General features: G+C 58.3%; 23 protein-coding genes. 12 read left to right on the plus strand and 11 right to left on the minus strand.

Features of this window, described 5'->3' with window-relative positions; genetic code table 11:
- Positions 1–93 precede the first annotated feature (93 nt).
- On the plus strand, positions 94–855 hold the full coding sequence (locus CFB02_RS10395; protein WP_088557948.1) for a GNAT family N-acetyltransferase: 762 nt from the start codon (positions 94–96) through the stop codon (positions 853–855).
- 17 nt (positions 856–872) lie between these two features.
- On the plus strand, positions 873–1,733 hold the full coding sequence (locus CFB02_RS10400; RefSeq protein ID WP_088557949.1) for a lysophospholipid acyltransferase family protein: 861 nt from the start codon (positions 873–875) through the stop codon (positions 1,731–1,733).
- Here CFB02_RS10400 and CFB02_RS10405 read toward each other — a convergent pair.
- The 4 genes from CFB02_RS10405 to CFB02_RS10420 all read right to left on the minus strand — a co-directional run bounded on the left by CFB02_RS10405 (position 1,651) and on the right by CFB02_RS10420 (position 6,039).
- Positions 1,651–2,121, minus strand: coding sequence for an FKBP-type peptidyl-prolyl cis-trans isomerase (locus tag CFB02_RS10405; protein WP_008176279.1), 471 nt, complete (start codon positions 2,119–2,121; stop codon positions 1,651–1,653). The two genes, CFB02_RS10400 and CFB02_RS10405, sit on opposite strands and share 83 nt — an antisense overlap.
- A complete protein-coding gene (locus CFB02_RS10410) occupies positions 2,121–4,331 on the minus strand; it encodes an acetyl-CoA hydrolase/transferase C-terminal domain-containing protein (protein ID WP_088557950.1) in 2,211 nt (736 codons plus the stop codon). The genes CFB02_RS10405 and CFB02_RS10410 overlap by 1 nt, the downstream gene beginning before the upstream one ends.
- A gap of 120 nt (positions 4,332–4,451) precedes the next feature.
- Positions 4,452–4,775: a hypothetical protein gene (locus CFB02_RS10415; protein WP_088557951.1), complete on the minus strand. Its 324-nt coding sequence runs from the start codon at positions 4,773–4,775 to the stop codon at positions 4,452–4,454.
- A 226-nt stretch (positions 4,776–5,001) separates the two neighbouring features.
- Positions 5,002–6,039 (minus strand): NADP(H)-dependent aldo-keto reductase, encoded by a 1,038-nt coding sequence (locus CFB02_RS10420; protein WP_088557952.1) that lies wholly within the window; start codon positions 6,037–6,039, stop codon positions 5,002–5,004.
- A 126-nt stretch (positions 6,040–6,165) separates the two neighbouring features.
- Between CFB02_RS10420 and CFB02_RS10425 the strand changes: the two genes are divergently transcribed.
- Positions 6,166–7,374 carry a glycosyltransferase family 4 protein gene (locus CFB02_RS10425; RefSeq protein ID WP_088559218.1) on the plus strand — a complete coding sequence of 403 codons (1,209 nt, stop codon included), beginning with the start codon at positions 6,166–6,168 and terminating at the stop codon, positions 7,372–7,374.
- Positions 7,340–7,888, plus strand: a complete 549-nt coding sequence (locus tag CFB02_RS10430; protein ID WP_088557953.1) for a phosphatase PAP2 family protein — start codon at positions 7,340–7,342, stop codon at positions 7,886–7,888. Before CFB02_RS10425 ends, CFB02_RS10430 begins: the two co-directional genes overlap by 35 nt.
- Here CFB02_RS10430 and dinB read toward each other — a convergent pair.
- A complete protein-coding gene (gene dinB, locus CFB02_RS10435; protein ID WP_088557954.1) occupies positions 7,885–8,949 on the minus strand; it encodes a DNA polymerase IV in 1,065 nt (354 codons plus the stop codon). The two genes, CFB02_RS10430 and dinB, sit on opposite strands and share 4 nt — an antisense overlap.
- A gap of 115 nt (positions 8,950–9,064) precedes the next feature.
- Here dinB and CFB02_RS10440 point away from each other — a divergent pair, with 115 nt between their 5' ends.
- From CFB02_RS10440 to minE, 5 genes are all read left to right on the plus strand, one after another.
- Positions 9,065–9,343, plus strand: a complete 279-nt coding sequence (locus CFB02_RS10440; protein ID WP_088557955.1) for a DUF1244 domain-containing protein — start codon at positions 9,065–9,067, stop codon at positions 9,341–9,343.
- Entirely contained in the window at positions 9,343–9,732 is a 390-nt protein-coding gene (locus CFB02_RS10445; RefSeq protein ID WP_088557956.1) for a HopJ type III effector protein, read from the plus strand. Before CFB02_RS10440 ends, CFB02_RS10445 begins: the two co-directional genes overlap by 1 nt.
- Positions 9,729–10,490: a septum site-determining protein MinC gene (minC, locus tag CFB02_RS10450; protein WP_088557957.1), complete on the plus strand. Its 762-nt coding sequence runs from the start codon at positions 9,729–9,731 to the stop codon at positions 10,488–10,490. The genes CFB02_RS10445 and minC overlap by 4 nt, the downstream gene beginning before the upstream one ends.
- A 77-nt stretch (positions 10,491–10,567) precedes the next feature.
- Complete coding sequence (minD, locus tag CFB02_RS10455; protein WP_088557958.1) at positions 10,568–11,380, plus strand: septum site-determining protein MinD; 813 nt, start codon at positions 10,568–10,570, stop codon at positions 11,378–11,380.
- Between the two features lie 3 nt (positions 11,381–11,383).
- Positions 11,384–11,635, plus strand: a complete 252-nt coding sequence (gene minE / locus CFB02_RS10460) for a cell division topological specificity factor MinE (protein ID WP_088557959.1) — start codon at positions 11,384–11,386, stop codon at positions 11,633–11,635.
- A gap of 41 nt (positions 11,636–11,676) precedes the next feature.
- Here minE and CFB02_RS10465 read toward each other — a convergent pair whose 3' ends face one another.
- Positions 11,677–12,684: a DUF2804 domain-containing protein gene (locus CFB02_RS10465; protein WP_088557960.1), complete on the minus strand. Its 1,008-nt coding sequence runs from the start codon at positions 12,682–12,684 to the stop codon at positions 11,677–11,679.
- A gap of 137 nt (positions 12,685–12,821) precedes the next feature.
- Here CFB02_RS10465 and CFB02_RS10470 point away from each other — a divergent pair, with 137 nt between their 5' ends.
- The 3 genes from CFB02_RS10470 to CFB02_RS10480 all read left to right on the plus strand — a co-directional run bounded on the left by CFB02_RS10470 (position 12,822) and on the right by CFB02_RS10480 (position 15,540).
- Positions 12,822–13,556 carry an START domain-containing protein gene (locus CFB02_RS10470; RefSeq protein WP_088557961.1) on the plus strand — a complete coding sequence of 245 codons (735 nt, stop codon included), beginning with the start codon at positions 12,822–12,824 and terminating at the stop codon, positions 13,554–13,556.
- Between the two features lie 82 nt (positions 13,557–13,638).
- Complete coding sequence (locus CFB02_RS10475) at positions 13,639–14,130, plus strand: HPP family protein (RefSeq protein WP_088557962.1); 492 nt, start codon at positions 13,639–13,641, stop codon at positions 14,128–14,130.
- Positions 14,131–14,154: 24 nt separating this feature from the next.
- On the plus strand, positions 14,155–15,540 hold the full coding sequence (locus CFB02_RS10480) for a PhoH family protein (RefSeq protein ID WP_227519186.1): 1,386 nt from the start codon (positions 14,155–14,157) through the stop codon (positions 15,538–15,540).
- Positions 15,541–15,615: 75 nt separating this feature from the next.
- On the opposite strand, the gene CFB02_RS10485 is transcribed toward CFB02_RS10480, so the two are convergent.
- From CFB02_RS10485 to CFB02_RS10505, 5 genes are all read right to left on the minus strand, one after another.
- A complete protein-coding gene (locus tag CFB02_RS10485; RefSeq protein WP_088557964.1) occupies positions 15,616–17,310 on the minus strand; it encodes a methyl-accepting chemotaxis protein in 1,695 nt (564 codons plus the stop codon).
- Between the two features lie 154 nt (positions 17,311–17,464).
- Positions 17,465–18,817: a sigma-54-dependent transcriptional regulator gene (locus CFB02_RS10490; RefSeq protein WP_088557965.1), complete on the minus strand. Its 1,353-nt coding sequence runs from the start codon at positions 18,815–18,817 to the stop codon at positions 17,465–17,467.
- On the minus strand, positions 18,814–20,628 hold the full coding sequence (locus CFB02_RS10495) for a sensor histidine kinase (protein ID WP_088557966.1): 1,815 nt from the start codon (positions 20,626–20,628) through the stop codon (positions 18,814–18,816). Before CFB02_RS10495 ends, CFB02_RS10490 begins: the two co-directional genes overlap by 4 nt.
- A gap of 116 nt (positions 20,629–20,744) precedes the next feature.
- Complete coding sequence (locus tag CFB02_RS10500; protein ID WP_088557967.1) at positions 20,745–22,934, minus strand: TRAP transporter permease; 2,190 nt, start codon at positions 22,932–22,934, stop codon at positions 20,745–20,747.
- A 90-nt stretch (positions 22,935–23,024) separates the two neighbouring features.
- Positions 23,025–24,002, minus strand: a complete 978-nt coding sequence (locus tag CFB02_RS10505) for a TAXI family TRAP transporter solute-binding subunit (RefSeq protein WP_088557968.1) — start codon at positions 24,000–24,002, stop codon at positions 23,025–23,027.
- Between the last annotated feature and the right edge of the window lie 7 nt (positions 24,003–24,009).

Consider the following 24,009-nt stretch of genomic DNA (forward strand, 5'->3'; position numbering starts at 1 on the left):
CCCCGATGTCACAGACACGTCACCTGGTGGTCACCGATGTGTCATACCGGCTTCATAGGCTTGTCGGGAAATGGAAACAAAAGAGACGACGCCATGACCACACAAACCGCGAAAGCCCGCCGCAGCGCCCGTCGCCTGAAAACCGACATGACCCGGTGCCCCAGACATGTCGAAGCGGCCCAGCGGCTGCGTTACCGGGTATTTTCGGAGGAATACGGCAGCGACCTGGGCGCACAGACGCCCGGCATCGACGCTGACGAGTTCGATGCAGTGTGTGACCACCTGATCGTTACCGACCTCGATTCGGGCGAACTGGTAGCGACCACACGCATCCTGCACCAGAACGACACCAGAGATGTTGGCGGCTTTTATTCGGCCGGGGAGTTCGACCTGAGCGCCCTCGAGAGACTCCCTGGCACCATAGCCGAGCTGGGGCGCACTTGTGTTCACCCGGATTATCGCAATGGCGCGACCATCAGCCTGCTCTGGTCGGCAGTGGCCGAATATCTGGTTGAGCGCGGTGTTGACTACATGATTGGCTGCGCGAGCATCGGCATGTCTGACGGAGGCCTGAAAGCCTGGCGCATCGCCCGTCACCTCCAGAACGAGTACCTGGCCGATCCGGCGTTTCTGGTAAAACCACTCCGTGCGATGCCACATCTGACCCACACCCGGGACAGCGATCGACCGGTGGACGTTCCCGCGCTGATCCGAGCCTACATGCGTCTTGGTGCCCGTGTCTGCGGTGAGCCCTGCTGGGATCCGGATTTTCGCTGTGCCGACCTGTTGGTTGTGCTGGAGGTCAGTAAACTGGCCGGCCGCTACAGCCGGCACTTCATGCGCTCGGCATCCTGAAGACGGGGATCTGGGATATGAGCTGGCTGAGACTCTGCGTTCGGATCACTGCCTTTATAGCCTTCCTTGCAGCCACCACAATGTTGGCCGCCGCTTTGCGGATCACTGAAATTGTTACCCGCAATGCTATCGACCGGACACCCTGGGCCAGATTCTGTTTCCGCTGGGCCTGTCGGTGCCTGGGACTGACTATACGCCAGCACGGCTCACCTTCCGACGATACCGTTCTGTTCGTCAGCAACCACATCAGTTGGTCAGATATTCCGATTCTGGGAAGCCTGGCACCGATCCGGTTTCTGTCAAAAGCCGAGGTCGGCCAGTGGCCGGTGATAGGCTGGCTGGCACGACAAGCCGGCACGCTCTTCATTCGACGCGGCGGTGGTCAGGCCCGTCGGGTTCGGGACCAGGTCATCGGGAATTTGCGGGCCGGGGACAGTGTCCTGATATACCCGGAAGGAACCACCAGCGCAGGTCTGACGGTATTGCCGTTCCATGGCCTGTTGCTCAAGGCCGGTCCAGAGAGCAGAACGCCGGTACAGCCGATCACCATTGCCTATCGCCGGGAAGGCCGACCCGACCATCTGGCTCCCTTCATTGGTGATGATGAGTTCCACCACCATTTGTTGCGGATGCTAGCCAAGCCTTCTGCCCGGGTCGACGTAGTCTTCCACGAACCTGTGCACCCGTCGGAAAAGATCCCGGCCGGAGAGTTCGCCGCCAGCCTGAGAGAGACCGTTCTGGAAGGACTGACCCGAATATACCGTGGTGAATACGACAGACCGGCAACCGAGTGCCTCAGAACAGGGGACGACCCTGGGCTACCTCATCTTCCGTCGCTTCACGGCGGCCAACGATCTCCAGATCAAAGTACAGGGTAAAGCCCGCCAATGGGTGATTGGCGTCCACCTTAACCAGGTTGCCATCAATCCCGACAACCTGCACGATCTGCGCTTCATCGCCCGTGTTGGTCTGGAACTTCATGCCAATCTGCAGGTTCTCGATACCTTCGAACAGTGAACGTGGCACCTTGCGCACCAGCTCGGGCTTGTGCTCACCGTACGCCATGGCCGGCGGTACCGTTACCTCGAGGCAATCGCCCACGTTGCGGTCTTTCACCGCCTGCTGGATCCCTTCAATAATCTCGGGGCTGCCATAGACAAAGTGCAGGGGCTCACTGCCTTCGGAAGTATCAACCAGCTCGCCGATCTTGTTCTTCAAAACATAGTGAACGGTAAAAACGTCGGGTCTTGCTTGTGAAGCTGTCATCAGGTTTTCGAGTTTCCTGTATCCGGTGGTGTTTCGAGCTGTTGCAGGCCATGAATAACCAGTCGCTGATCCAGCTTGTCCCGCAAGCCTGAAGGGTTACGCAGACCCATGCGCTCAAGCAGGGACCCGTAACGGCCTTCGTCATCCCGGGCCCGGAGGGCCTGTAACAGAGTCGACAGTTTACCACGGCGAGTGGCCGTTGCGGCCTTGAGCCCCTTAAGGGCTTTCCCCAACGTCAGCTCCTCATCGGTAAAGTCCCTGCCAAACGGGAACGGCGGGAACAGGCCAGCATCTCCCGCTGCCGCAACGGCACGACGGATGGCTTGCGGGGTATTGTTACACCAGTCGGCAGGCAGCTTGAACGCAGGATCCACTTTGCCCGCCTTCTGGGCTTTTTTCAGAAGCTCCTGCTGGAACCGGGAGTCTGCAATGCGGATCAGCCTCAGGAAGACCTGCTCGTCGGACTGGCCTCTCAGATCGGCAATCCCGTACTCGGTAATGACGATGTCCCGCAGATGGCGGGGTATGGTGCAATGACCATAATTGAACACGATATTGGACAGTACCTTGCCCTGGGATGATCGGGTGCTGCGCAGCGACAGGATCGAACGTGCGCCCGGCAGCTCGTGAGCCATGGCAACGAAGTTGTACTGGCCACCGACGCCACTAACCACACGACCATCCTCAAGACCATCCGATACGCCGGCACCGTTGAGGGTGTACATCATGGCCGAATTGATGAACCGGCCATGAACGCGCTGCGCCGCTTTCAACTTCTGGTCTCCGAACCGGTGGTCATACAGGTGGTTGATGAAGTTCACGCTGGTCATGCAGATTTTTGCACGCTGCTCGTCGGTCATTTCCCTGAGGTACTGATAAAACTGCTCGGGACCAACGTAAAAACCACCGTGCATGGCGATACCGCCAGTTAGCCGTTCCCCGAGGATGAGAGTTTCGATGGCCTGCCGGGCCTCCGGATTGTCCAGATCACCCTCGACCGACTGATCACCAATACGCAACCGGCCGCCCTTGAACTCGACAGCTTCTTTAAAGATGCCGTGCTGGACCAGCCAATGAACATCCTTTGCCCGCAACGGGCTATCAATCAGCTTTTCGCGGCGCAGCACATCGACGGTGGCGAGAGACACCTCGCTGGGAATATCACCGCGATTGATCAATGTCTGCAGACCGGCGTGATCGTATACCTCACGGGTAAGGATGCCTTCCTGCATCAGGTACAGGAAACCATCCACCATCATTTCACTACAGCCATAAAGCCCCTCCTCGAAGGGGCCGGTGCCACCGTCCTCGCGAACGACGGGGAAATGCTGATCAACCTGGAGATGGTCAAACACCTGCCGCCAGGCCTTATTGTGACTGTGTCTGAGAATGGCGCTGTGGACCAGAGCCGCGCCCAGTGAGCCGATGCCAACCTGGAGCGTACCGCCGTCCTTCAGGAGGGTACTGGCGTAGAATCCGATCAGGTGGTCTTCCGGGCTGACCGACATCTGGGGCGCTGAGAACAGCGGATAGTCTCCCGAAGGCTGATCAAGCAAGACATCGAACCGGTCTGCTTCAATCGCCGCATGATGGCCAAACCAGGGAAGGTTCTGGTTCATCTCGGCCACCAGCGCCACCGGCGTGCCAGCCGCCTCGCGCTCTCGGAGCAGGGGAATCAGGTCCAGCGTCAGATCCGGGTTGCAGCTCAGACTGACCTGGCCGGGCTGCCCATGGGCCTCGCCCGGCGACACCATCTGGGCGACGACATTGACACCCACCGCCATCAAATCGCGAACAGCATGGGTATAGTTGGTACACACGTAATGCCGCTGCTGGGAACGATTGTTCAGGTAACTGCCGGCTTTGAAGAAGAACTCCGAGACCTGAACATTCTCAGGAAGACGGTTTGCCGATACATCCCTGGCATAGGCCAGTTCAGGAATCCGGCCATAGAGGCGCTCAACAAAAGGCCCCATGAAACGCTTTTCCAGTGAGGAACCACCCTTTGGCGCCAAAAGCGACAGTGCTGTCACAATGTGCAGGCGAATCTCCGGATCGTCTTTCGCCCGCTGGTATAGCGCATTAACAAAGCGAACCGGTTTTCCGAGCCCGAGCGGCAAACCGAGAGTAATCTCCTTGCCAACCCGGCGAATCACCTCGTCAACACAGGCGTTCACATCATTTGATAACTGCCCTCTATCACCCGCCATTACCAAGCTCCTTATTGGCTAATCTAACGCGGATGATCACACGAGCATCGGGCACAGACAATGCGCCAGATCATGATTCTGGGGTTTGATGATACTACCGGGTGCGGGAATTTGCGGGGTTCAGAAGTTCCACTTCAGGTTCAGGCAGGCACCCTCGTTCAGGAGCGCAATGCCATGGTCGGCCTGGGCCGGATCTGACGCATAATGCTTGCCGGAGTGCTTCGAACGGGTGAAGGTAAGGCTCAGCAGGCGGGAACCGATTTCGGCGAACGCATCGGAGCTGTCCTCGTCAAAATCACCGGAAACCCGCTCCTGGATTTCGAAAATCTGCTCGCTCGCTGTCTTGCTTTCGACCTGGTCGAAGACGCGCTCGGATGCTTCGGCGCGAACGACGAAAGCAACAAGATTGAGAGCGAGTAACGCAACAAAGATTCGAATAATCATGACACTGCCTGAGACCTTTTTTCCGACGCGGGAGTCTACGGATACCTTAGGCTTAAGTCTAATGATTAAGGGCTGGAAAGATGTGAATCTGCACACAAAGGCGCCGACTTTTTGTCACGGGATCAGCATGTTTTTGTCAACTTATGATCCCCATTATTTCAGAGTGTAACAGCACCCCCGGCCAGCGCCTCTCAGCCGGGGGTTCAAGCCAACAAAGCCGGCGGGCTCAGGGACAGGGGTAGGTGAATTCCTGGTGAATGGCCTCTATCGCTTCCAGTACCTCCGGGCTCAGGGTGACCTTTGCGGACCCTATGTTTTCCCGCAGCTGCTCCATGGATGTTGCTCCGATGATATTGCTGGTCACAAAGCTGCGGCTGTTCACGTAAGCCAGCGCCATCTGGACCGGAGACAATCCGTTCTGCCGAGCCAGCTCAACATAGGCCTGGGTGGCATCCATGCCACGACTGCCGGTGTAGCGGCTGAAACGCTCGTACAGGGTCATCCTGGCTTTTTCCGGCCACTTTCCTCCCAGATACTTGCCAGACAGCATGCCGAACGCCAACGGCGAATAGGCCAGCAAACCGGTCTGCTCCCGGTGGGCTATCTCTGCCATCCCCACCTCAAATGAACGATTCAGGAGGTTATAGGGATTCTGAATACTGGCCACCCTGGGCCAGCCCTTCTCTCCGGCCAGACGAAGGTACTCCATAGTGCCCCACGGCGTTTCATTGGACAGCCCGATGTGCCTGACCTTGCCGGCCCGCACCAGTTCATCCAGCGCCTCAAGTGTTTCCTCGATGGGCGTGAACGCCTCTTCCGGGTTGTGCTCGTAACCGAGCTTGCCGAAAAAGTTCGTGCTGCGATCCGGCCAGTGCACCTGGTACAGATCAATGTAGTCGGTCTGCAGGCGTTTCAGGCTGGCGTCGCAGGCCTCCAGTATGTGATCGCGGGTCAGGCGCGGACCATTGCGCAGGTACTTCAGTCCGTTGCCCGGCCCCGCCACTTTCGACGCAATTACCAGGTCGTTGCGGTTGCCCCTGCTGGCCAGCCAGTTTCCCAGATAGGTTTCGGTAAGCCCCTGGGTTTCGGCGCGAGGCGGCACCGGGTACATCTCTGCGGCATCAATAAAGTTAATGCCCTCGCTGATTGCGTAATCCAGCTGTTCAAATGCTTCCTTTTCGGTGTTCTGCTCCCCCCAGGTCATTGTGCCCAGACAAATCAGGGTAACGTCGAGATCGGTCTTTCCAAGCTTTCGCGTTTGCATATCGTCTCCGATTCGGTTCGGTTAACGGGTAAAGGGAATGTCACGGGAGTGTCGCATAACTGTCATGCCGGCTTTTCATAGTAGGGGCATGTCAAAGGAAGCACAGGAAACACCGTGACCGACACCATGCAGGCCAACCGGCGCCCACAACACATTACCATTGTTTCGGAGACTTTTCCGCCGGAAATCAATGGCGTGGCAAACACTCTCAGGCAGCTTTGCCAGGGGCTGATGCAACGTGGGCACCGGGTAACGGTTATACGGCCGCGACAGCAGCATGAGCGCAAAGGCCACTTTGCCAGTGCTGGCGAGGCACTCTTCTCCCGTGAACATGTGGTGACCGGATTGCCGCTACCCGGGTACGCCGACCTGCGCTTTGGCCTCGCCCGAACCGGCCATCTGAAAAAGCTCCTGACCACTGACCGGCCCGATGCCGTCTACGTTGCCACTCAGGGCCCGTTGGGCGTTGCGGCGACCACAGCCGCAAGGCAGGTAGGGATTCCGGTCAGCTCGGGCTTCCACACAAATTTTCACAGCTACAGCCGTTATTATGGCGTCGGCATGCTGGAGAGGTTGCTGTGTCTCTACGGTCGATGGTTCCACAACCGCACGGCCATCACCCTGGTGCCGACTCGAAAAATGCAGCAGACAACCCGCGCCATGGGTATTCCGGCGACCGGCCTCTGGAGTCGGGGCGTGGACTGTCATCGCTTTACTCCCCACAAGCGAGACAGCGCACTGCGGGAATCCTGGGGCTTACAGGCCAATGACCGCGCCATTCTCTATGTCGGCCGGCTGGCACCGGAAAAGAACCTTCGGATGGCGGTTGCCTGCTTCGAACGTATTCGCGGCCTTCACCCCCAGGCCAGGTTCATACTGGTTGGCGACGGCCCGCTACGGCGCCAGCTGGCTGAACGCCACCCCGATTACGTGTTCTGCGGCACCCGCCGGGGCGACGACCTGGCACGCCATTTCGCCTCAGGCGACCTGTTCCTGTTTCCGAGCAAAACCGACACCTTCGGCAACGTGGTGCTGGAGGCCATGGCCAGCGGACTGGGCGTCGTCAGCTTTGACGACGCCGCCGCAGCCGAACACATACGCCATGAAGAAAACGGCATGAAGGTGCCTCTGGACGAGGATGAAGCATACGTCGACAGCGCTCTCCGCCTGGCCGATCAACCAACCCTGCTGAACCGGATCAGGGCCCAGGCAAGGCTGGACGCCCTGGAACAGAACTGGAACTCGCAGATCGAACAATTTGAACAACTGGTTTTCAACCAAACCGCAAAGGCCGGATACCATGCCATCAACAAGCAAAGCATCTCGCTTCTTTGAACTGGCAGACCAGCGGGAAGTCGCTTTCTGCCAGTCTATTAACCGCGCTGTTCAGTTCCGGCCCGCCCTCGGGTATTTCCGACTGGTCAGCCGACTCGGCGACGGCTGGTTCTGGTACGCACTGATTCTGTTCACCCCCTTTCTCCGCCCGGAATCCGGGCCAGGGCTGGCACTGCTTATGGCGTTAACCGGCCTCACCTGCACCCTCAGCTACAAGTTACTGAAGCGCTGGCTCATCCGTGAACGCCCATTTATATCCTTTCCCGCCATCAACTGCGGCACACCGCCCCTGGACCGCTACAGCTTCCCGTCCGGCCACACGCTGCACGCTGCCTGCTTTCAGATCATGCTGACCGTGGCGGAACCGGCGCTGGCTCTCATCGTACTTCCGTTTACGTTGAGTGTGGCGGCATCGAGGGTGGTCCTCGGCCTGCACTACCCCAGCGATGTCGCTGCCGGCGCCCTGATCGGTGGCCTGATGGGTTACGCGGCTATGAGCTGGCTGCACTTCTAATCGAACAGACGCAACTGGGTAACCGGCGCATCATCATTGCGGAAACGCACACCCAGACCCAGCAGCCGCACCGGCCGCTCCCGGTTGGTGACCAGCTCAGCCAGCAGTGGCAGATAATCATCCAGAGCCGGCTCTTTGACCTGCTCACGAACCCGCTCAAGGGTATGGGTTGAAAAATCACTGTAGCGGATCTTGATGAAGAGTTTGTGGATCGGTTTTCGACGGGCCTTGCGCGACAGGCGAAGGTTGAGATCCGCAACCAGTGAGGCCATGACGGTCTGGCAGGCGGCCATATCGGGCAAATCCTGGGAAAACGTTCGTTCCACGCTTACCGACTTGGCAATCCGCGACACCACCACCGCCCGCTCATCCCGGCCGTGGGCCATCTCGTGGAGTCGATAGCCCTGCTTGCCGAACCGGTCAATCAATACATCGGGCCCGAGCGCCTGCATGTCGCCGCAAGTATTGACCCCCAGAGCATGCAGTTTCGAGGCGGTCACCTGCCCCACTCCAAACAGCTTCTCAACCGGCAATCCCCGAACGAAATCCTCAACGTCCTCGGGGCGAATCACGAACAGCCCATCCGGCTTTTCCCAGTCGCTGGCGATTTTGGCGAGAAATTTGTTCGGTGCAACACCGGCGGAAATGGTGATACCCACCTCCTGACGCACCCGCTCCCGAAGGTGGCGAGCCATAAGAGTGGCACTGCCCTTGTGATCGGTCACATCGGAGACGTCCAGAAAGGCCTCGTCCAGAGAGAGCGGTTCCACCAGGTCTGTCAGTTCCCGCAGGATAGCCATCACCTGCTGTGAGACCGCCCGATACCGGCCCATATCTGTTGGCACCGTCACCAGCCCAGGGCACAGCCGTCGCGCTTCGCTGCCGGGCATCGCCGACCGCACACCGTACGCCCGGGCCTTGTAATTGCAGGTAGTCACCACGCCCCGACCGCCATCGCCACCCACCGCCAGCGGTACATCCCGGAGGCTGGGATCGTCCCGCATCTCCACGGCCGCGTAGAAGCAGTCACAATCCACATGGATGATCTTGCGTTGTGGCATAATCAGAGGGCTCGCGTCGACTTTCTGTACATTTATACAGCCTTGTATCTTAAGCTAACATGCAGAGAATGTCAGGATCCCCAACAACCGGCGCATCAACCATTGCGAGGCCATCATGAGCAACCCGATTCCTGAAACAGAACGCACCGAAATTGAAGCCGCAGCCTTCCGTAAACTGGTGAGGCATTTGCGCGAAAACACCGACGTCCAGAATATCGACTTGATGAACCTGGCGGGCTTCTGCCGCAACTGCCTGTCCAAGTGGTACCTGGCAGAGGCGAATGAGCGTGGTTTCGAGATTTCAGATCCCCAGGCCCGTGAAGAAATCTACGGAATGCCGTACGAGGAATGGAAGGCGCTCTATCAGACAGGCCCCAAGCAGGAACACAAATAATGAGCGTCAACGATGCCGTAAGGATTCACCTGGCATCCCTGGACGCTGGACACGCCAGTTTCAAAGATTCCCTGGCCCTGATTGAACAGCACTTCGAGTACCAGCCCTGCGGCTTCCGCAATGGCCCGCTGGTAAACGCAGAAGGCGAGAATGCCGGCTCCTGCCGGATCTTTGGTCTGGGCCAGTACTGCAATCTGAGCGAAGTGGACACGCTCAAGCTGTTTGCCGAGCACTACCAGCAGGTTCTGGACGATCCGACCGGCGAGAGCCATGGCAACATCCGCCAGTTTATCAGTACAGGATGGTCAGGCATCCTCTTCGAAGGCGTGCCACTACGGCAGCGCCCGAACCCAACCGACAACATGACCAGGGAAGAGACTCCTTCATGAGCGATACCGCCACCTCCGGGGTAAAACAGGGTTTTCAGCTTAAAAGCGCCAGCGTGTCCATGACAGCCCTGGAGCTCTATTATTTTGACGACAGCGAATTTGAAGAAGTACTGCGAGACAAGATCAGCCAGGCCCCCGGGTTCTTCAAGGATATTCCGCTCATCATCAGCCTTGAGAAATACCAGGGACTGGACAGTGAACTGGATTTCTTCAAGATCATCGGCACCTGCCGGCGTAACCACATCCATGTGATTGGCGTTCGCGGTGGCACCGACGACCAGCGCCGCCTGGCCCGGGGGGCTGCTCTGGCACTGCTGCCCGGCAACGGTCAGCGGGATCGCACCCATGAAGCCGAACAGGCGGCCGCGGACGAAGCGGAAGCGGCAGTTGTTGCAGCCTCGACAAGCGCTGCCGGTGACCCACCTCCGGCCAAAATCATCTCCCAGCCGGTCCGCTCCGGCCAACAGATCCACGCACCGGAGGGTGACCTGGTTATCCTGGCGCCGGTGCAGGCCGGTGCCGAAGTACTCGCAGCGGGCAACATCCATGTTTACGGCCCGCTTCGGGGCCGGGCACTAGCCGGCATCCATGGCGCAGAATCCGCACGGGTTTTCTGTCAATCCCTGGAAGCGGAGCTTGTGTCCATCGCGGGACACTATAAAATCTCCGAGGATCTTCAGGAAAATGGCTGGAAAAGCGCTGTGCAAATCCAGCTCAGGGACGACCTGCTGGTGGTAACGCCACTGGACAAGGCCTGATATTGGAGCTGAATACAATAACTTGACCGGATAATTCGGCAGACACGACGAATCCACCGAGAAACAGGAACAGAACCTTGGCTAGAATTATTGTCGTTACCTCAGGAAAGGGCGGCGTTGGCAAAACCACCACCAGCGCCTCGATCAGCACCGGCCTTGCCAAGCGAGGCCACAAGACAGTAGTCATCGATTTTGACGTGGGCCTTCGCAACCTGGACCTGATCATGAACTGCGAGCGTCGCGTGGTGTACGACTTCGTAAACGTGATCCAGGGCGAAGCCTCCCTGAACCAGGCTCTGATCCGCGACAAGCGGGTCGATACCCTGTACATCCTTCCGGCCTCCCAGACCCGGGAAAAGGAAGCACTGACCAAAGATGGCGTCGAGAAAGTCATCAACGAGCTTTCCGAGACCTTCGATTACATCGTCTGCGACTCTCCTGCCGGCATTGAGCATGGTGCCCTGATGGCGCTGTATTACGCTGATGAGGCGATTGTGGTTACCAATCCCGAAGTATCTTCGGTGCGGGATTCCGACCGCATTCTGGGCATTCTGCAGAGCAAATCCCGCCGAGCCGAAATGGGCCAGGACCCGGTCAAGGAACACCTGCTCCTGACCCGTTACAACCCGTCCCGTGTCGAAAAGGGCGAGATGCTGTCCGTGGCGGACGTGGAGGAAATCCTCGCGATCCCTCTGCTGGGCGTCATTCCGGAAAGCCAGATTGTTCTGAACGCTTCAAACCAGGGTTTGCCGGTTATCCTCGAAGAGGACAGCGATGCCGGCCAGGCCTACGATGATGCGGTTGCACGCCTTCTGGGTGAGGAACGGGAGCACCGTTTCATGACTGCCCAGAAGAAGGGTTTCTTCTCACGGATGTTCAAGGGGGGCTAAGGGATGAGTTTCCTCGATTACTTCAAGGGTAAAAAGACGAACACCGCCAGCGTGGCCAAAGAGCGCCTCCAGATTATCGTGGCTCACGAGCGAGGCCAGCGTGATCAGCCGGATTACCTGCCCCAGCTGCAGCAGGAGCTGCTGGAAGTCATTCGCAAGTACGTTCAGATCAGCGACGACATGGTTCAGGTTGAGGTAGACCGCAACGAGAGCTGCTCGGTACTGGAGCTGAACGTCACGCTACCGGAGCGATAACCCGCTTTATCTGGCCTGTCCCGGGTGGGACAGGCCATTTCTTACCACCTCGCAAAGTGGTCTTCCATCAGGCCCCGCAGACCTTTAACCTCAATTTTTCCGCCAGCCTCATCCGTCACCGTTCCACTGAACGAGCCTACGTACTGCCGGAAGTTGGATGCCAGTACCCAGGCGTCCAGTTTCTCCTTGCGCACACCGGCGGGGACAAAGTGCAGATCGACCCGACCATCCTCGGTGCTCACATGCCAGTCGCCGCCTGGTTGATAGCGATCAAAACGGAACCTTGCCGCGCCCAGTTTGTGGCAGACACCATCCAGCCAGAGCGCATTTTCCGTCATTCCCGTCTCATTGACACCTGCGGCCAGGTTCAACCCCACGGACCGGCCATCTGCAAACTGGCCAGCCAGGCAGGCCCAGTTCCAGGCTGTTTCCCGGCGCATGAAGCCACAGCTCCAGTCGATGGATCCCCGAGTCTGCTCGTCGCAGCGCCAGATACGATGATCCCAGCGCACTTCCCCTGCCACCGGCAAGCCTGCCGACTTGCGGGTAAATACCCAGCCATTGTAGCCGGCCGGGCATACCAGCCGGAGCGGGTCCCGATCCTCTGAAAGCGTCAATTCAATACGGATACCTCCCGGGGCCGAGACCGTAATTGTCCGGCCATCCGCGGAAGGCGCAATTCGCACCGCTACCTCGCCCTTGCTGAACCTTGTCACCCCTTCCTCTGGCCGCGGCTCAATGCAGGTTTGCCGGCCCAATGGCTGAAGGAACGACTGCTCCATCATCTGGCCAGTCTCGAAGTCATAGAGATAGAAGAATCCACTGCCCAGCAGTTTCAGATCCACCACCGCCAGACCAAACACCCAACCCGGGCCCATGGCACTGACAAACTGGAACTGGTTGAACCGCCAGCGTCTTGCCAACTTTGAACGCGGGCGGTCCATCACCGTACGCAGGTCATAGTCCAGGTAGTTGATCTCTTCTACCGGTTCATCCAGCAGTCCCGAAATCACCTGCCCTTTGCCGTTGATGAGTTTCTTAATGGTCATAGTCGTCGTCAGATCGGGCCAATTTCGGTTACCAAATCAACAGGTCGCTACCTGGTTCACAATCCACTGTTTCCGTGGCCATGCCGGCAAAGGCCCCATGCTAGACTCGGCCCACCATCTGCAAGGAAGTGTACCCTATGAGAAAGAGCATAGCCCATGGCATTTCGGGCTGGGCCTCGGTGATCAGTGGGCTGGTCTGTGCGTTGCTGGTGTTTGCCGTTGCCGCCAGTGCCCGGGCTGAACTGCCCAGTGAAAGCGACGAGGCGTGGACGCTACGCAAGGAAGCCGATCACATCCGGGTCTATACCATCGAGCAGCCTGGCTCCAGCTTCAAGGCCTTCAAGGCCGTGGCGGTCCTGGACGCGCCTATAGAAAACCTGATGGCTGTTATGGCCAACCCCAGTTCCTGCATTGAGTGGGTGCACAACTGCACGGAATCCTATGGGTTTGGCGATGGCGTGTTTCACGATCGCTTTGCCTATTCCGTGAATGACATGCCCTGGCCGGTTACTGACCGCGACTATGTCCTGCGCATACGCACACGGGGTGATGAGGCCTCCGGTGAGATCGTCATGGATCTGAACGCCATGCCCGATCAGCGGGCGGAAAACAGTAGCCGGGTGAGAGTCGATCGCTCGGACACCCTGTACCGGTTCACGCCAGAGGGGGAGAGCACCCGGATGGTGTGGATCCAGCACACGGACCCCAACGGAGCGCTACCCGGCTGGCTGGTGAACTCCCTGCTGGTGGATATTCCCGTGAGGTCGATGGAAGCGCTGGAACGCGTTGCCAACAGTAAAAAGTACCAGGGGCACCAACTGGTTTATGACGAGCAGGGCCAACTGACCGGCCTTCGCACCAACAAACCCTGAGTCCCGGCGCACAGTAAGGGATGACGCGCGGAGTATCACGCGCTAAGCTTTATGAAAGGACTCTAGAAGGCAGCCCAGATCAATGACCGTTCTCGCCTACGAGATCATGACACCCAGCATCAAGGCCGTCCCGCAATCCTGGACCATGGACCGGTTGGCCCGCTTCCTCACCGACAACGAGATAACCGGCAGCCCCGTCACCGATGACGACGGCGAAATTGTCGGCATTGCCACTCTTAAAGACATCACCGAATTCCGTTGGAACGCCACGCGGTCAGATGCCGGCCGGCATCTGACTCCCGAAGAGCGGGAGGAAGCCCGACGCCTGCGAATGGTGATCTTTGAGGAAATGGGCAAGGTGCCGGTAGAAGTCCGGGACATCATGACCCCCATCGTTTTATCGGTTGACGAGAAGACGCCGGTGCGCGACATTGCGAATATCATGATGCGCGAGCACCTGCACCGGATCTTTGTCACCAATGATTCAAAAATTACCGGCATCATAACGACTTACGATATGCTGAAAGTGATCTCGGATGAGGAACTCACGCAACGCTGCGCCGATAACGACTGAGCCACCAGAGAGGTAGCGCCACTTATGCCCAGAGCACCGCAAGCTCGCCGAAAGATGTACGTCCTCGACACCAACGTCCTGATCCACGACCCGAACGCCCTCCTCAACTTTGAAGAACACGATGTCATCATCCCGATGACGGTCCTCGAAGAACTCGACAGCCTCAAATCCGGCAAGCAAGCCGTGGCCGCTGACTGCCGTCAGGCCATCCGCAACATCGATAAGTTGCTTGGCGATGCCAGCCCGAAGGTGATCGAGAAAGGTGTTCCCATCGTGCGTGGCAAGAGGGCCGAACCCCTGGGCACTCTTTCGATCCTGATGAGCACCGGTGACAGTGGCAACCATTCGCTGCCAGAGCATCTGAACGATAACAAGATCATCAACACCCTGGCCGCGCTCCAGAATCGCCACAAGTCCCGGGACATTATTCTGGTGTCGAAAGACATCAACATGCGCCTCAAGGCAAGGGGCTTCGGCGTCGAAGCTCAGGACTACCACAACGACCAGTTGCTCGATGACATTGACCTTCTGCCCAAGGGCTACCGGGAATTCCCCAACTCCTTCTGGGACACCATCGAGAAAGTGGAGACTGTTCAGCGGGAGGGTTCGACCGAACATATCCTCAAGCGGGAGGGCGAGCTGGCGAAGCTGAACATCAATGAATTCGTCATCGATCAAATGGGCTTCGTCGGAAAGGTGGTGGACCTCTCCGACGACCAGTTGATCATCAAGGACCTTCACCAACACGACCTGATGAACGAGGAAGTCTGGGGTCTGGTTCCCCGGGACATCTATCAGGCCATGGCGCTGAACCTGCTCCTGGACCCGGACATTCACCTTGTCAACCTCACCGGCTCCGCCGGCTCGGGCAAAACCATCCTGGCGCTGGCTGCGTGTATCGAGATGACCGTGGCCAGCAAGCTCTACAAGCGCATTATTGCCACCCGCTCCACCCAGGGCCTCGACGAGGACATCGGGTTCCTGCCCGGCACTGAAGCCGAGAAAATGGAGCCCTGGCTGGGCGCCATCGTCGACAACCTGGAAGCGCTCCACGAGGACGACGAGAACATGACCGCCAGCGTCGACTACATCCTCAGCAAGGTGCCCCTGCACTTCAAATCCATGAACTACATTCGGGGACGCAGCTTCCAGCACAGCCTGATCATTATCGATGAATCACAGAACCTGACGCCCCATCAGATCAAGACCATCATTACCCGGGCCGGCAACGGGTCAAAGGTGATCTGCCTCGGCAACCTTGCGCAGATCGATACGCCCTACCTGAGCGCCCTGAGTTCGGGCCTCACCTACATGACCGAACGATTCAAGCGCTTTCGACATGGCGCTCACATCCACCTGCAGGGTGTTCCCCGGTCGCTACTGGCAGAATTTGCCGAAGCCAATCTCTGACATTGGCGAGCGTTTAAAGAACAAAAAAAGGGGCAGAATCCGAGTTCTGCCCCTTTCGCATTTAGTCAGTAGTGCCTACACCCGATACCGACTGACCTGCTCTGACATCTCGGACGCCAGGTTCTTCAGTCGTTGAGTTGCGTCTCCGGCCCGACGGGTTCCCTGCGCCGTCTGTTCGGTAATCGCGACGATCTCATGCACGTTCTGATTAATGGTCTCGGAAACGCTGGTCTGCTCTTCGGCGGCACTGGCAATCTGTGTATTCATGTCCGTGATCGTTGCCACAGCCTGACCAATGCGCTGCAGCGCATCGTTGACCTGCCGGGTTTCTTCCACGGTCGCTTCGCTGCGCTCACTGATGGAAGCAATTACCTTGACCGCATTCCCTGCCCCAGACTGAAGCCGCTCAATCATATCCTGGATTTCCTGGGTGCTCTGCTGGGTCCGGCGAGCCAGCGTTCGAACTTCGTCAGCCACCACGGCAAAACCCCGACCAGCCTCGCCGGCCCGTGCCGCTTCGATCGCAGCGTTGAGGGCCAACAGGTTGGTCTGATCAGCAATTTCGCGAATGACCTCCAGGACACTATCGATCCGGCGAGAGTCAGCGCCAAGCTGCTCGATAACCCGAACGCCTTCTCCCACCTGCTCGGAGAGCCCGCCAATAACTTCCGTAGCCTGATGAACCAGGCCCTGGGCATCGCAAACCTGTCCATTGGCATGATCGGCGGCCGTGGAGGCTTCACTCGCGTTGCTCGCAACCTCCTGGGCAGCTGCGGTCATTTCGTTCATCGCCGTTGCCACCTGATCACTCTCGGATTTCTGTCGCTCGACGCCCTGCTCGGCTTCAGTCATGACCTGGTTCAGGTCAGCCGTGGCCTCGTTCAGCGTGCGGGTAGACGACAGCACGCGTTCAACCAGTCCGTGCACCTGGTCGGCGAAACTGTTAAAGGCAGTCGCCAACTGTCCAAGTTCATCCTTGCCGGAAACGTCAAGACGACGGGTCAGGTCTCCATCACCGCTGGCGATGTCGTTCATTGCCGACACGGCCGATTTCAGGGGCCGAATGATGCTGCGGACCACGATCAGGGCAAGCAGGACGATCAGCGCCAATGCGACAAGTGAGGTGCTGACTGAGCCTATCACGGCGTCCTCGAGTGAAGTCCCCACCTGGTTTTCCATCGCCGCTACCTGGGCCTCGAGGCCGTCAATCCAGAAGCCGGTGCCGATCATCACACCCCACTTGGGCAGCATTTCCGCATAGCCCAGCTTGGGCGCTACTTGTCCGGTTTCGCTGTTTTTCCAACCATAAGGCACATAACCGCCGCCATTGCGCGCCGCCTTTACCAGCTCACGAATCAGGAAGGTTCCGTTGGGATCCTGGAAGTCCCAGAGATTTTTACCTTCCAGAGACTGGTTGACGCCGTGCATCACATTGACACCCCGGGTGTCGTACGCAAAAAAATAACCGGTGCTTCCCGAATCGTTAAAACGCAGCTGTCGCAGGATCTCCCACGCTTTCTCGCGCACTTCCGGATCGTCTGCGGACCCAGGCTGATTGTAGAGATGCTCGATGGAAGACTTTGCAACGGCCAGATAATTCTGCAGTTCCTGGCGTTTACTCTCTTCCATATCGGACGAGAAACCGGCAACGGCCTCTTCGCCAATAGCACTGGCCTGGTTAAGGTTGTAACTGGTCAGGAATGCCGTGAGCACAATCACCGGCACCAGGGCCAGCAACAGTACCCGTGTCTGGATGGTCAGGTTTTTCATGACTGGTCGTCTTTTTGGTTTAGTGATCAATTCGCCGGGCAATCCGGCATGGAAAAAGTCGCAAAGACTACGCAAAAACCCGGGGCAATATCATTGATGATACTGCGTAGTTTGTTTCCAGCCTGTAACCATGCCAGTAAATTTTTGTTGCTCATCAATCCTTGAACTGGGCTTTGTCCAACCCATGCTTGCGCATCTTGTCGTACAGGGTTTTCCGGGCAATACCGAGCTGGACCATGGTGTCCTTGATGCTGCCATTGCTGGCATTCAGGGCGCTGATAATGGCGGAACGCTCGAAACCGTCCATCATTTCGGCGAGCGTCTGTCGACCCGCCACATTGGCGGTATCCGCAGGTTCGTTCTCATCCAGCGCTGCCGGCCCCAGCAGGACATAACGTTCAGCCAGGTTCCGAAGTTCGCGAACGTTGCCGGGCCATGAATGTTGCATCAGCCGGGCGGCCTGACCAGCATCAAGCGGTATGCTCTCCCGATCGTAACGGGCCGCGGCAATCAGCACGAAATGATGGAACAGCAGAGGAATGTCCTCTTTCCGCTCTCTCAACGGCGGGATGTCAACTTTGACCACATTCAGCCGGTAATAGAGATCGGGCCGGAATTCGCCGTCGTCACTGAGCTTTTTCAAATCCGCCTTGGTGGCGGCAATGATCCGGACATCCACCTCCTGAACCTGGTTACTGCCCAGACGTTCTACCCTTTGTTCTTCCAGCACCCGCAGGAGTTTCACCTGCAAGGGCATGGGCATACTTTCAACCTCATCCAGGAACAGGGTGCCCTTGTGGGCGTGCTCGATCTTGCCGATACGGCGCTTTTCAGCCCCGGTGAACGCCCCGGCCTCATGGCCAAACAACTCGCTTTCAATCAGGTTCTCGGGCACCGCGCCGCAGTTGATTGCCACAAAGTTGTAGGCGCTGCGTCCACTGTTCTCATGAATATATCGGGCCAGCGCATCCTTCCCGGACCCTGTTTCGCCATGCAAGAGGATATTGGCCGAGATGTCGAGGATGGGATCAATGGTCGCCATGACCTTTTGCATCAACGGCGAATCCCCCAACATTCGTGGACCGGGTCTGGCCAGGTGCCGCAGCTGTGCTTTCAGTCGCCGGTTCTCGAGGGCGAGATGCCGTTTTTCCAGGGCATGGCGGAGCAGCTCTATCAGTTCATCATGATCAAACGGCTTCTCGATAAAGTCGTAAGCGCCCTGCTGCATGGCTGTTACCGCCGTGCTTATGTCGCCCTGCCCGGTCAGAATGATCACGGGAATGGTGTTATCGATAGCTCGAAGCCGGTCCAGCATCTCCAGGCCGTTCATCTCCGGCATGTTGTAGTCGCAGAGAACCACGCCGTCGTAATCGGCGTTGATATGTCCTAGCGCCGATGGCGCATCTTCGAAGCAGCTGACCGGCAACTCCTCCAGGGTCAGTGTCTGGGCAATGGCCTGGCGGATGTGTGGATCGTCGTCCACAAAGATTACCGAGGGTTCTGTCATTCCATGGCCTCCCGCTTCTTGAGGGTTACGACGAATTCTGCGCCCGGCCCATCCCGACGGTTACGACCGGTCAGGCTGCCACCCAGCGCATCCACGATCTGGCGCGATATGGAAAGCCCCAGGCCCAGTCCCTGCTTGACCGATTTGGTGGTAAAAAAGGGCTCGAAAATCTGTTCGGTGTCGCCCTGCAATCCCGGCCCGTTATCGCGCACCAGGCATTTCCAGCACTGCTCGGTTTCTTCTATATCGATCCGGATTTCCGGCCGTGCACCACCCTCTACCGCCTGAACCGCATTCGCCATCAGGTTAACCATAACCTGCTCTATCCGTATCAGGTCGCCGTGGCACATCACCGGCGAGTCCGGACGGTGCCACTGGATATCGATTTCCGAACTCGATTGCTGGGCAACGATAATTTTCAGAGATGCATCAATCGGTTGCCGGAGATCCACCACCGCTGGCGGGCCTTCGGATTTGCGCGCAAACACTTTGAACTGCCGGGTCAGCTCCGCCATCTTGTCACACAGGAGGATGATTTCTGACAGATTAGCATCCACCATCTCCCCGGCACCTTTCTCAAGGAAGCGGCGGCTGTTTCGGGCGTAGGTCTGAATGGCCGTCAGGGGCTGGTTCATTTCATGGTTGAGGCCCGCGGACATCTGCCCCAGCACCGCCAGTTTTGCAGCCTGGATCAGCTCCTGCTGTGTTTCCCGCAGCTCGGTTTGGGTGCGTTCTCGCTCCCGGATCTCCTCCACCAGTTTGCGATTGGAGTTCTCCAGGTCTGCGGTTCGCTCGGCCACGCTTCGCTCCAGCTGCTCGCCCCGAAGAGCCAGTTCAGCCTCGCGCCGGTAGCGCTCGCGCAGGTACAGCCAGGTCAACAGGCCACCAAAGAACAGCGCCGCGCCACCGACCGCAAAACCCAGCCGGGTCCAGACGACCGAGCGAGTGCTCACCATGACTTGAAGTGTCCAGTCCATCCTTGGCAGAGGCGTGCGTACGCTCAGATACTCCCGGGGTTTGCCACTGTCCTGGATGCGGACCGTTGCTGACTGCTCCAGAAGCCCCCAGGGGGTTCCCAACGTTTTCAGTGCCATTGGCGTCAAATCACGGTCTGGATAACGCCGGCGGGAATACTCGTCGGGCACGGCATCGGCCATCCCCGAGAAATTGCGGTAAAGCCAGTCCTGCCTGCTCGCGAGAAAACTGATGCCATTATGATCAAGCACGACCATCTCCGCCTCTCGCAAGCCAGCAGGGCGATCCCATTGGGATTCCAGTTCGTGAACCAGAACCTTCACGGCGACCACCCCGATAATCTGGCCGCCCTCGTCCCGAACCGGATGCGAGAAATACAGACCCCGAACGCCAGACATCAGGCCGAGGGCGAAATAGATCGCCGAATCGCCCGACTCCATCGCCTCATAGAAATACGGCCGGAAATTGAAATTCCGCCCGACAAAACTGTCTGGCTGCAGGTAGTTGTTGGCTGCGATCGTCAGGCCGCGAGTATCCATCAGGTAGACATCCGAACTGCCTACGATAGTGGCCATGCGCTGCATCTGTTCATTGGCCGAGAGAATAGCAGAGGGATTGTCAGGCGCCTCCAGCGCCCGTTGCAGTAACGGATGCTCGGCCATCAGCTCGGGCACCGGGAGATATCGGTTCAGTTCGTTGGCCACCAACTGGCGATACCGGAAGGACTCCTCAAGGCTCTCCTGCTCCACCTGCCGGTATCCAACCCAGCCACCGAGCAGCCAGGCGGCCACCAGGGTCGCCACGAAAAGGAGAAAAACGCCAATACGGTAAGGCATAGGGTCCGGTTCCCGAAAAACCGCGGAAAGCCGCTAGAGTATAGCCAGGCCGGGTGCAGAACAACCGTGCGATGCTTCCATAGCACGGTTGTTCTGACGCAGCCAGCAAGCCCCCGTTACAGGGCGCCAGCTGTGGCAAGGCGAGTTTTACGCTGCTTCTGGATGACGAACGCCAGGACCGCCAGGGCAATACCGGTGAGATCCGTCCAGAGCCCTCCCTCGATCATCAGCAACGCGGCCGCAATCAGCAGGAGTCGCGTTATCCAGGACGCGGAAATGCTCGCAAACCAACCGAGCACGCCGCCAGAAAGCATGTAAACGCCAAAGGTTGCGGTTACCAGTGCCCTCGCGATCTCGAACCAGCCGGCTTCCATCAACAGCGCGCCGTTGTAGAAGAACATGAAAGGCACGATGAACGCTGCGATGCCAATCCGGAACGAGGCCACGGAGGTTTCCATGGCATTGGCGCCCGATATGCCTGCAGCGGCATAGGAGGCCAGCGCAACCGGCGGTGTGATCGCGGAGACTACAGCGAAGTAGAACACGAAGAAGTGCGCCGTCAGCGGTTCAATACCCAACTGGACAAGGCCGGGCGCGACCACTGAGGCAGCTACCGCATAGGCCGCCGTGGTCGGCATCCCCATACCCAGTAGAATGGAAATGAACATGGCGAAGATCAGCGCCAGCAACTGGCTCGTGGCCGCAACGTCCAGCAACAGCACAGAGAAGCGCGCGCCCACTCCCGTCAGCGAAATCACGCCCACGATTACCCCGGCCGCTGCGCACACCACGATAATCTGGATCGCCATATAGGAAGCAATTTCCAGTGCCTGAAGGATATGCCGCAGACCCATCTTGTTGGGGGACAGCCAACTCACCACAGCAGCTGAAACGGTCGCCAGGGTGCCGGCCCGGATCACCGAATAGCCCATGAACAAGGCGACGATCAGGATAATGATCGGCACGAACAGATAGCACTGCTTCATCATGGTTCTGAGCTTTGGCAGCTCGTCTTCACGCATGCCGCGCATGCCGGTCTTGGCGGCTTCAAAATCCACCATGAAGTAGACCGAGGCAAAATACAGGATCGCCGGAATGATCGCCGCGATGGCAATCTCGGTGTAGGGAATGCCGGTAATTTCCGCCATGATAAAGGCGCCGGCGCCCATGATCGGCGGCATGATCTGACCACCGGTGGAAGCGGCCGCCTCGACAGCGCCCGCAGACTGCTTGCTGTAACCCACCTTTTTCATCAGCGGGATCGTCAGCGAACCGGTGGATACCACGTTGCCGGCACTGGTGCCGTTGATCATACCCATCAGGCCCGATGCAAAGATCGATACCTTGGCCGGGCCACCCCGGGAACGGCCGGCGGCCGCAAAGGCAAAGTTCACGAAGTAGTCGCCCACCTTTGAGGACTGCAGGAAGGCGGCAAAAATGATGAACAGGATGATGTATGTCGAAGACACCGCCGTGGTCGGCCCAAGGATCCCGGCATCGGTATACACCTGACTGAAGAACCGCTGAACCGAAAGCCCCGGGTAACCGAGGAAACCTGGCAGGTAGGGTCCTGCGAAAACATAGGCCAGAAACACCAGACCGATGATCACCAGTGCCATCCCCGCCACGCGCCGGGTAAGTTCCATGATCAGGGCCGTGCCGGCAATTGCTGCAAACGAGATACCCAACGGCGCAAAGGAGGTGCCGGTCGACATCCGCATGGACGTGTTATAAACCACCAGGAAATAGGCGGCCACGGCCAGCGAGCAGACGATCAACACCAGGTCGGGCACACTGAATACCGATCGCTCGCGCTGATGAAACCAGCTCATGACGATACCAACACCGGTCGCCGCCAGCAGCGGCCAGCCAAAGTGCCACACCTCCAGTTCGATCGGAATCCGCATGGCGCCGTTCTGAACCATCTGCCAGAACGAAAATGTCTGATACAACACATAGAGAGCCGGCAGCATGGCACCGGCACTGATCCAGGTTGTCCAGCGGTGGCGGGCGCCGCCCTCTTCCGATGACACAAACCGGGCGCCGGCAAACAGAACAAAACCCAGCACCAGGGCACCGGCAATGTGCACAATCCGGAACGACCAGGTTTCCAGGGGCGCTATGTTCAGGGAATACAGGTGAAAGGCTGAATAGGCTATCGCCAGCAGCGCGACGAATTTCAGCAGGCCGCCTTCGAAAAGCCGGCGGTTGGCTTCGACCGGTTCCTCGTCCACGTTGTGCGCGAGTACATGGTCTTCGCCCACTTCAATGTCCGGAAGGTCTTTGGAATCTTGTTCGGTAGTCATGACACACCCTGCTTGCAGGCAAATCGGAGCCAGAACTCGGCTGGCCATACATTGCAGGAGGCTGCAGGGCAGCCTCCTGCTCGAGCACTGTTACTTGATCTGGCTGTCTTCGATCGGGTAACCATTCTCGTTGAACCAACGCGCAGCGCCCGGGTGCCAGGGCAGGACGTTGTTCTTTGTGTAGTTCTCGGGTACCGAGTTACGGGCCGCCTTGTGAATGGAGACCATCTTGTCGTTGTTCTCCATGGTCAGCTTGGTGATTTCATACACGAAGCTTTCAGATACATCACAGTTGACCATCGCGAAGTTCCACATGGATACCACGCGGGAAGGCGCATCCAGGGACTGGTAGGTGGACGCCGGAATGATGAACTCGGACACCGGGAAGTTGCTGATAATGGTCTCGGCCTCGGCATCGTTCATACCGATGATGTTCACGTCGGTTTGCACTTCCAGCTGGCTGACCGCAGGAATGGGAATACCGGCGGCGAAGGCAACCACATCAATCAGTCCATCCTGAAGCTGACCGCCCAGATCAGACCAGCTGCCGTTGCGGCGTTCGAAGTTCACACCCAGGGTCTCCATCATGCGCGGAAAGTAGGTGTCCGAGGTGGAGCCCGCCGGTCCAAACCCGATCGTGGCGCCATCAGGGATATCGGCGATGGAAGTAATGCCCGAGCTGGAGAGTGCGGTCACCGAGAACGGTGTTTCGTACATCGGGAACATGGCGCAGACGTTGTCCATCTTCATGCCCGGCGCAAGCGGGCTGTTACCGTCCATGGATTCCCGAGCCGGGCCCATGGTGGTCAGGCCGAACTTCAGGTCACCGGTGTGCACCAGCGCCATATTCTGAACCGGTCCGCCGGTGATCTCGGCACCACCGGAAACGCCCAGGTTTTCAGCCACAAAGTTGGCCCAACCGGAACCGTAGGCAAAATAGGTTCCACCCTGACTGGCGGTACCAACGGTGAAGTTGCTCGGCCAGTCCGAACGATCCTGGGCTGTTGCGGGGGTTGCGACTGCGAAGGTGGAGGCAAAGGCCACCGCCACTACGGCTTGGGTTTTCATAAGGAAT

Origin of the sequence: Marinobacter sp. es.042, from assembly GCF_900188315.1 — a bacterium.
In the GTDB taxonomy this organism is placed as follows: domain Bacteria; phylum Pseudomonadota; class Gammaproteobacteria; order Pseudomonadales; family Oleiphilaceae; genus Marinobacter.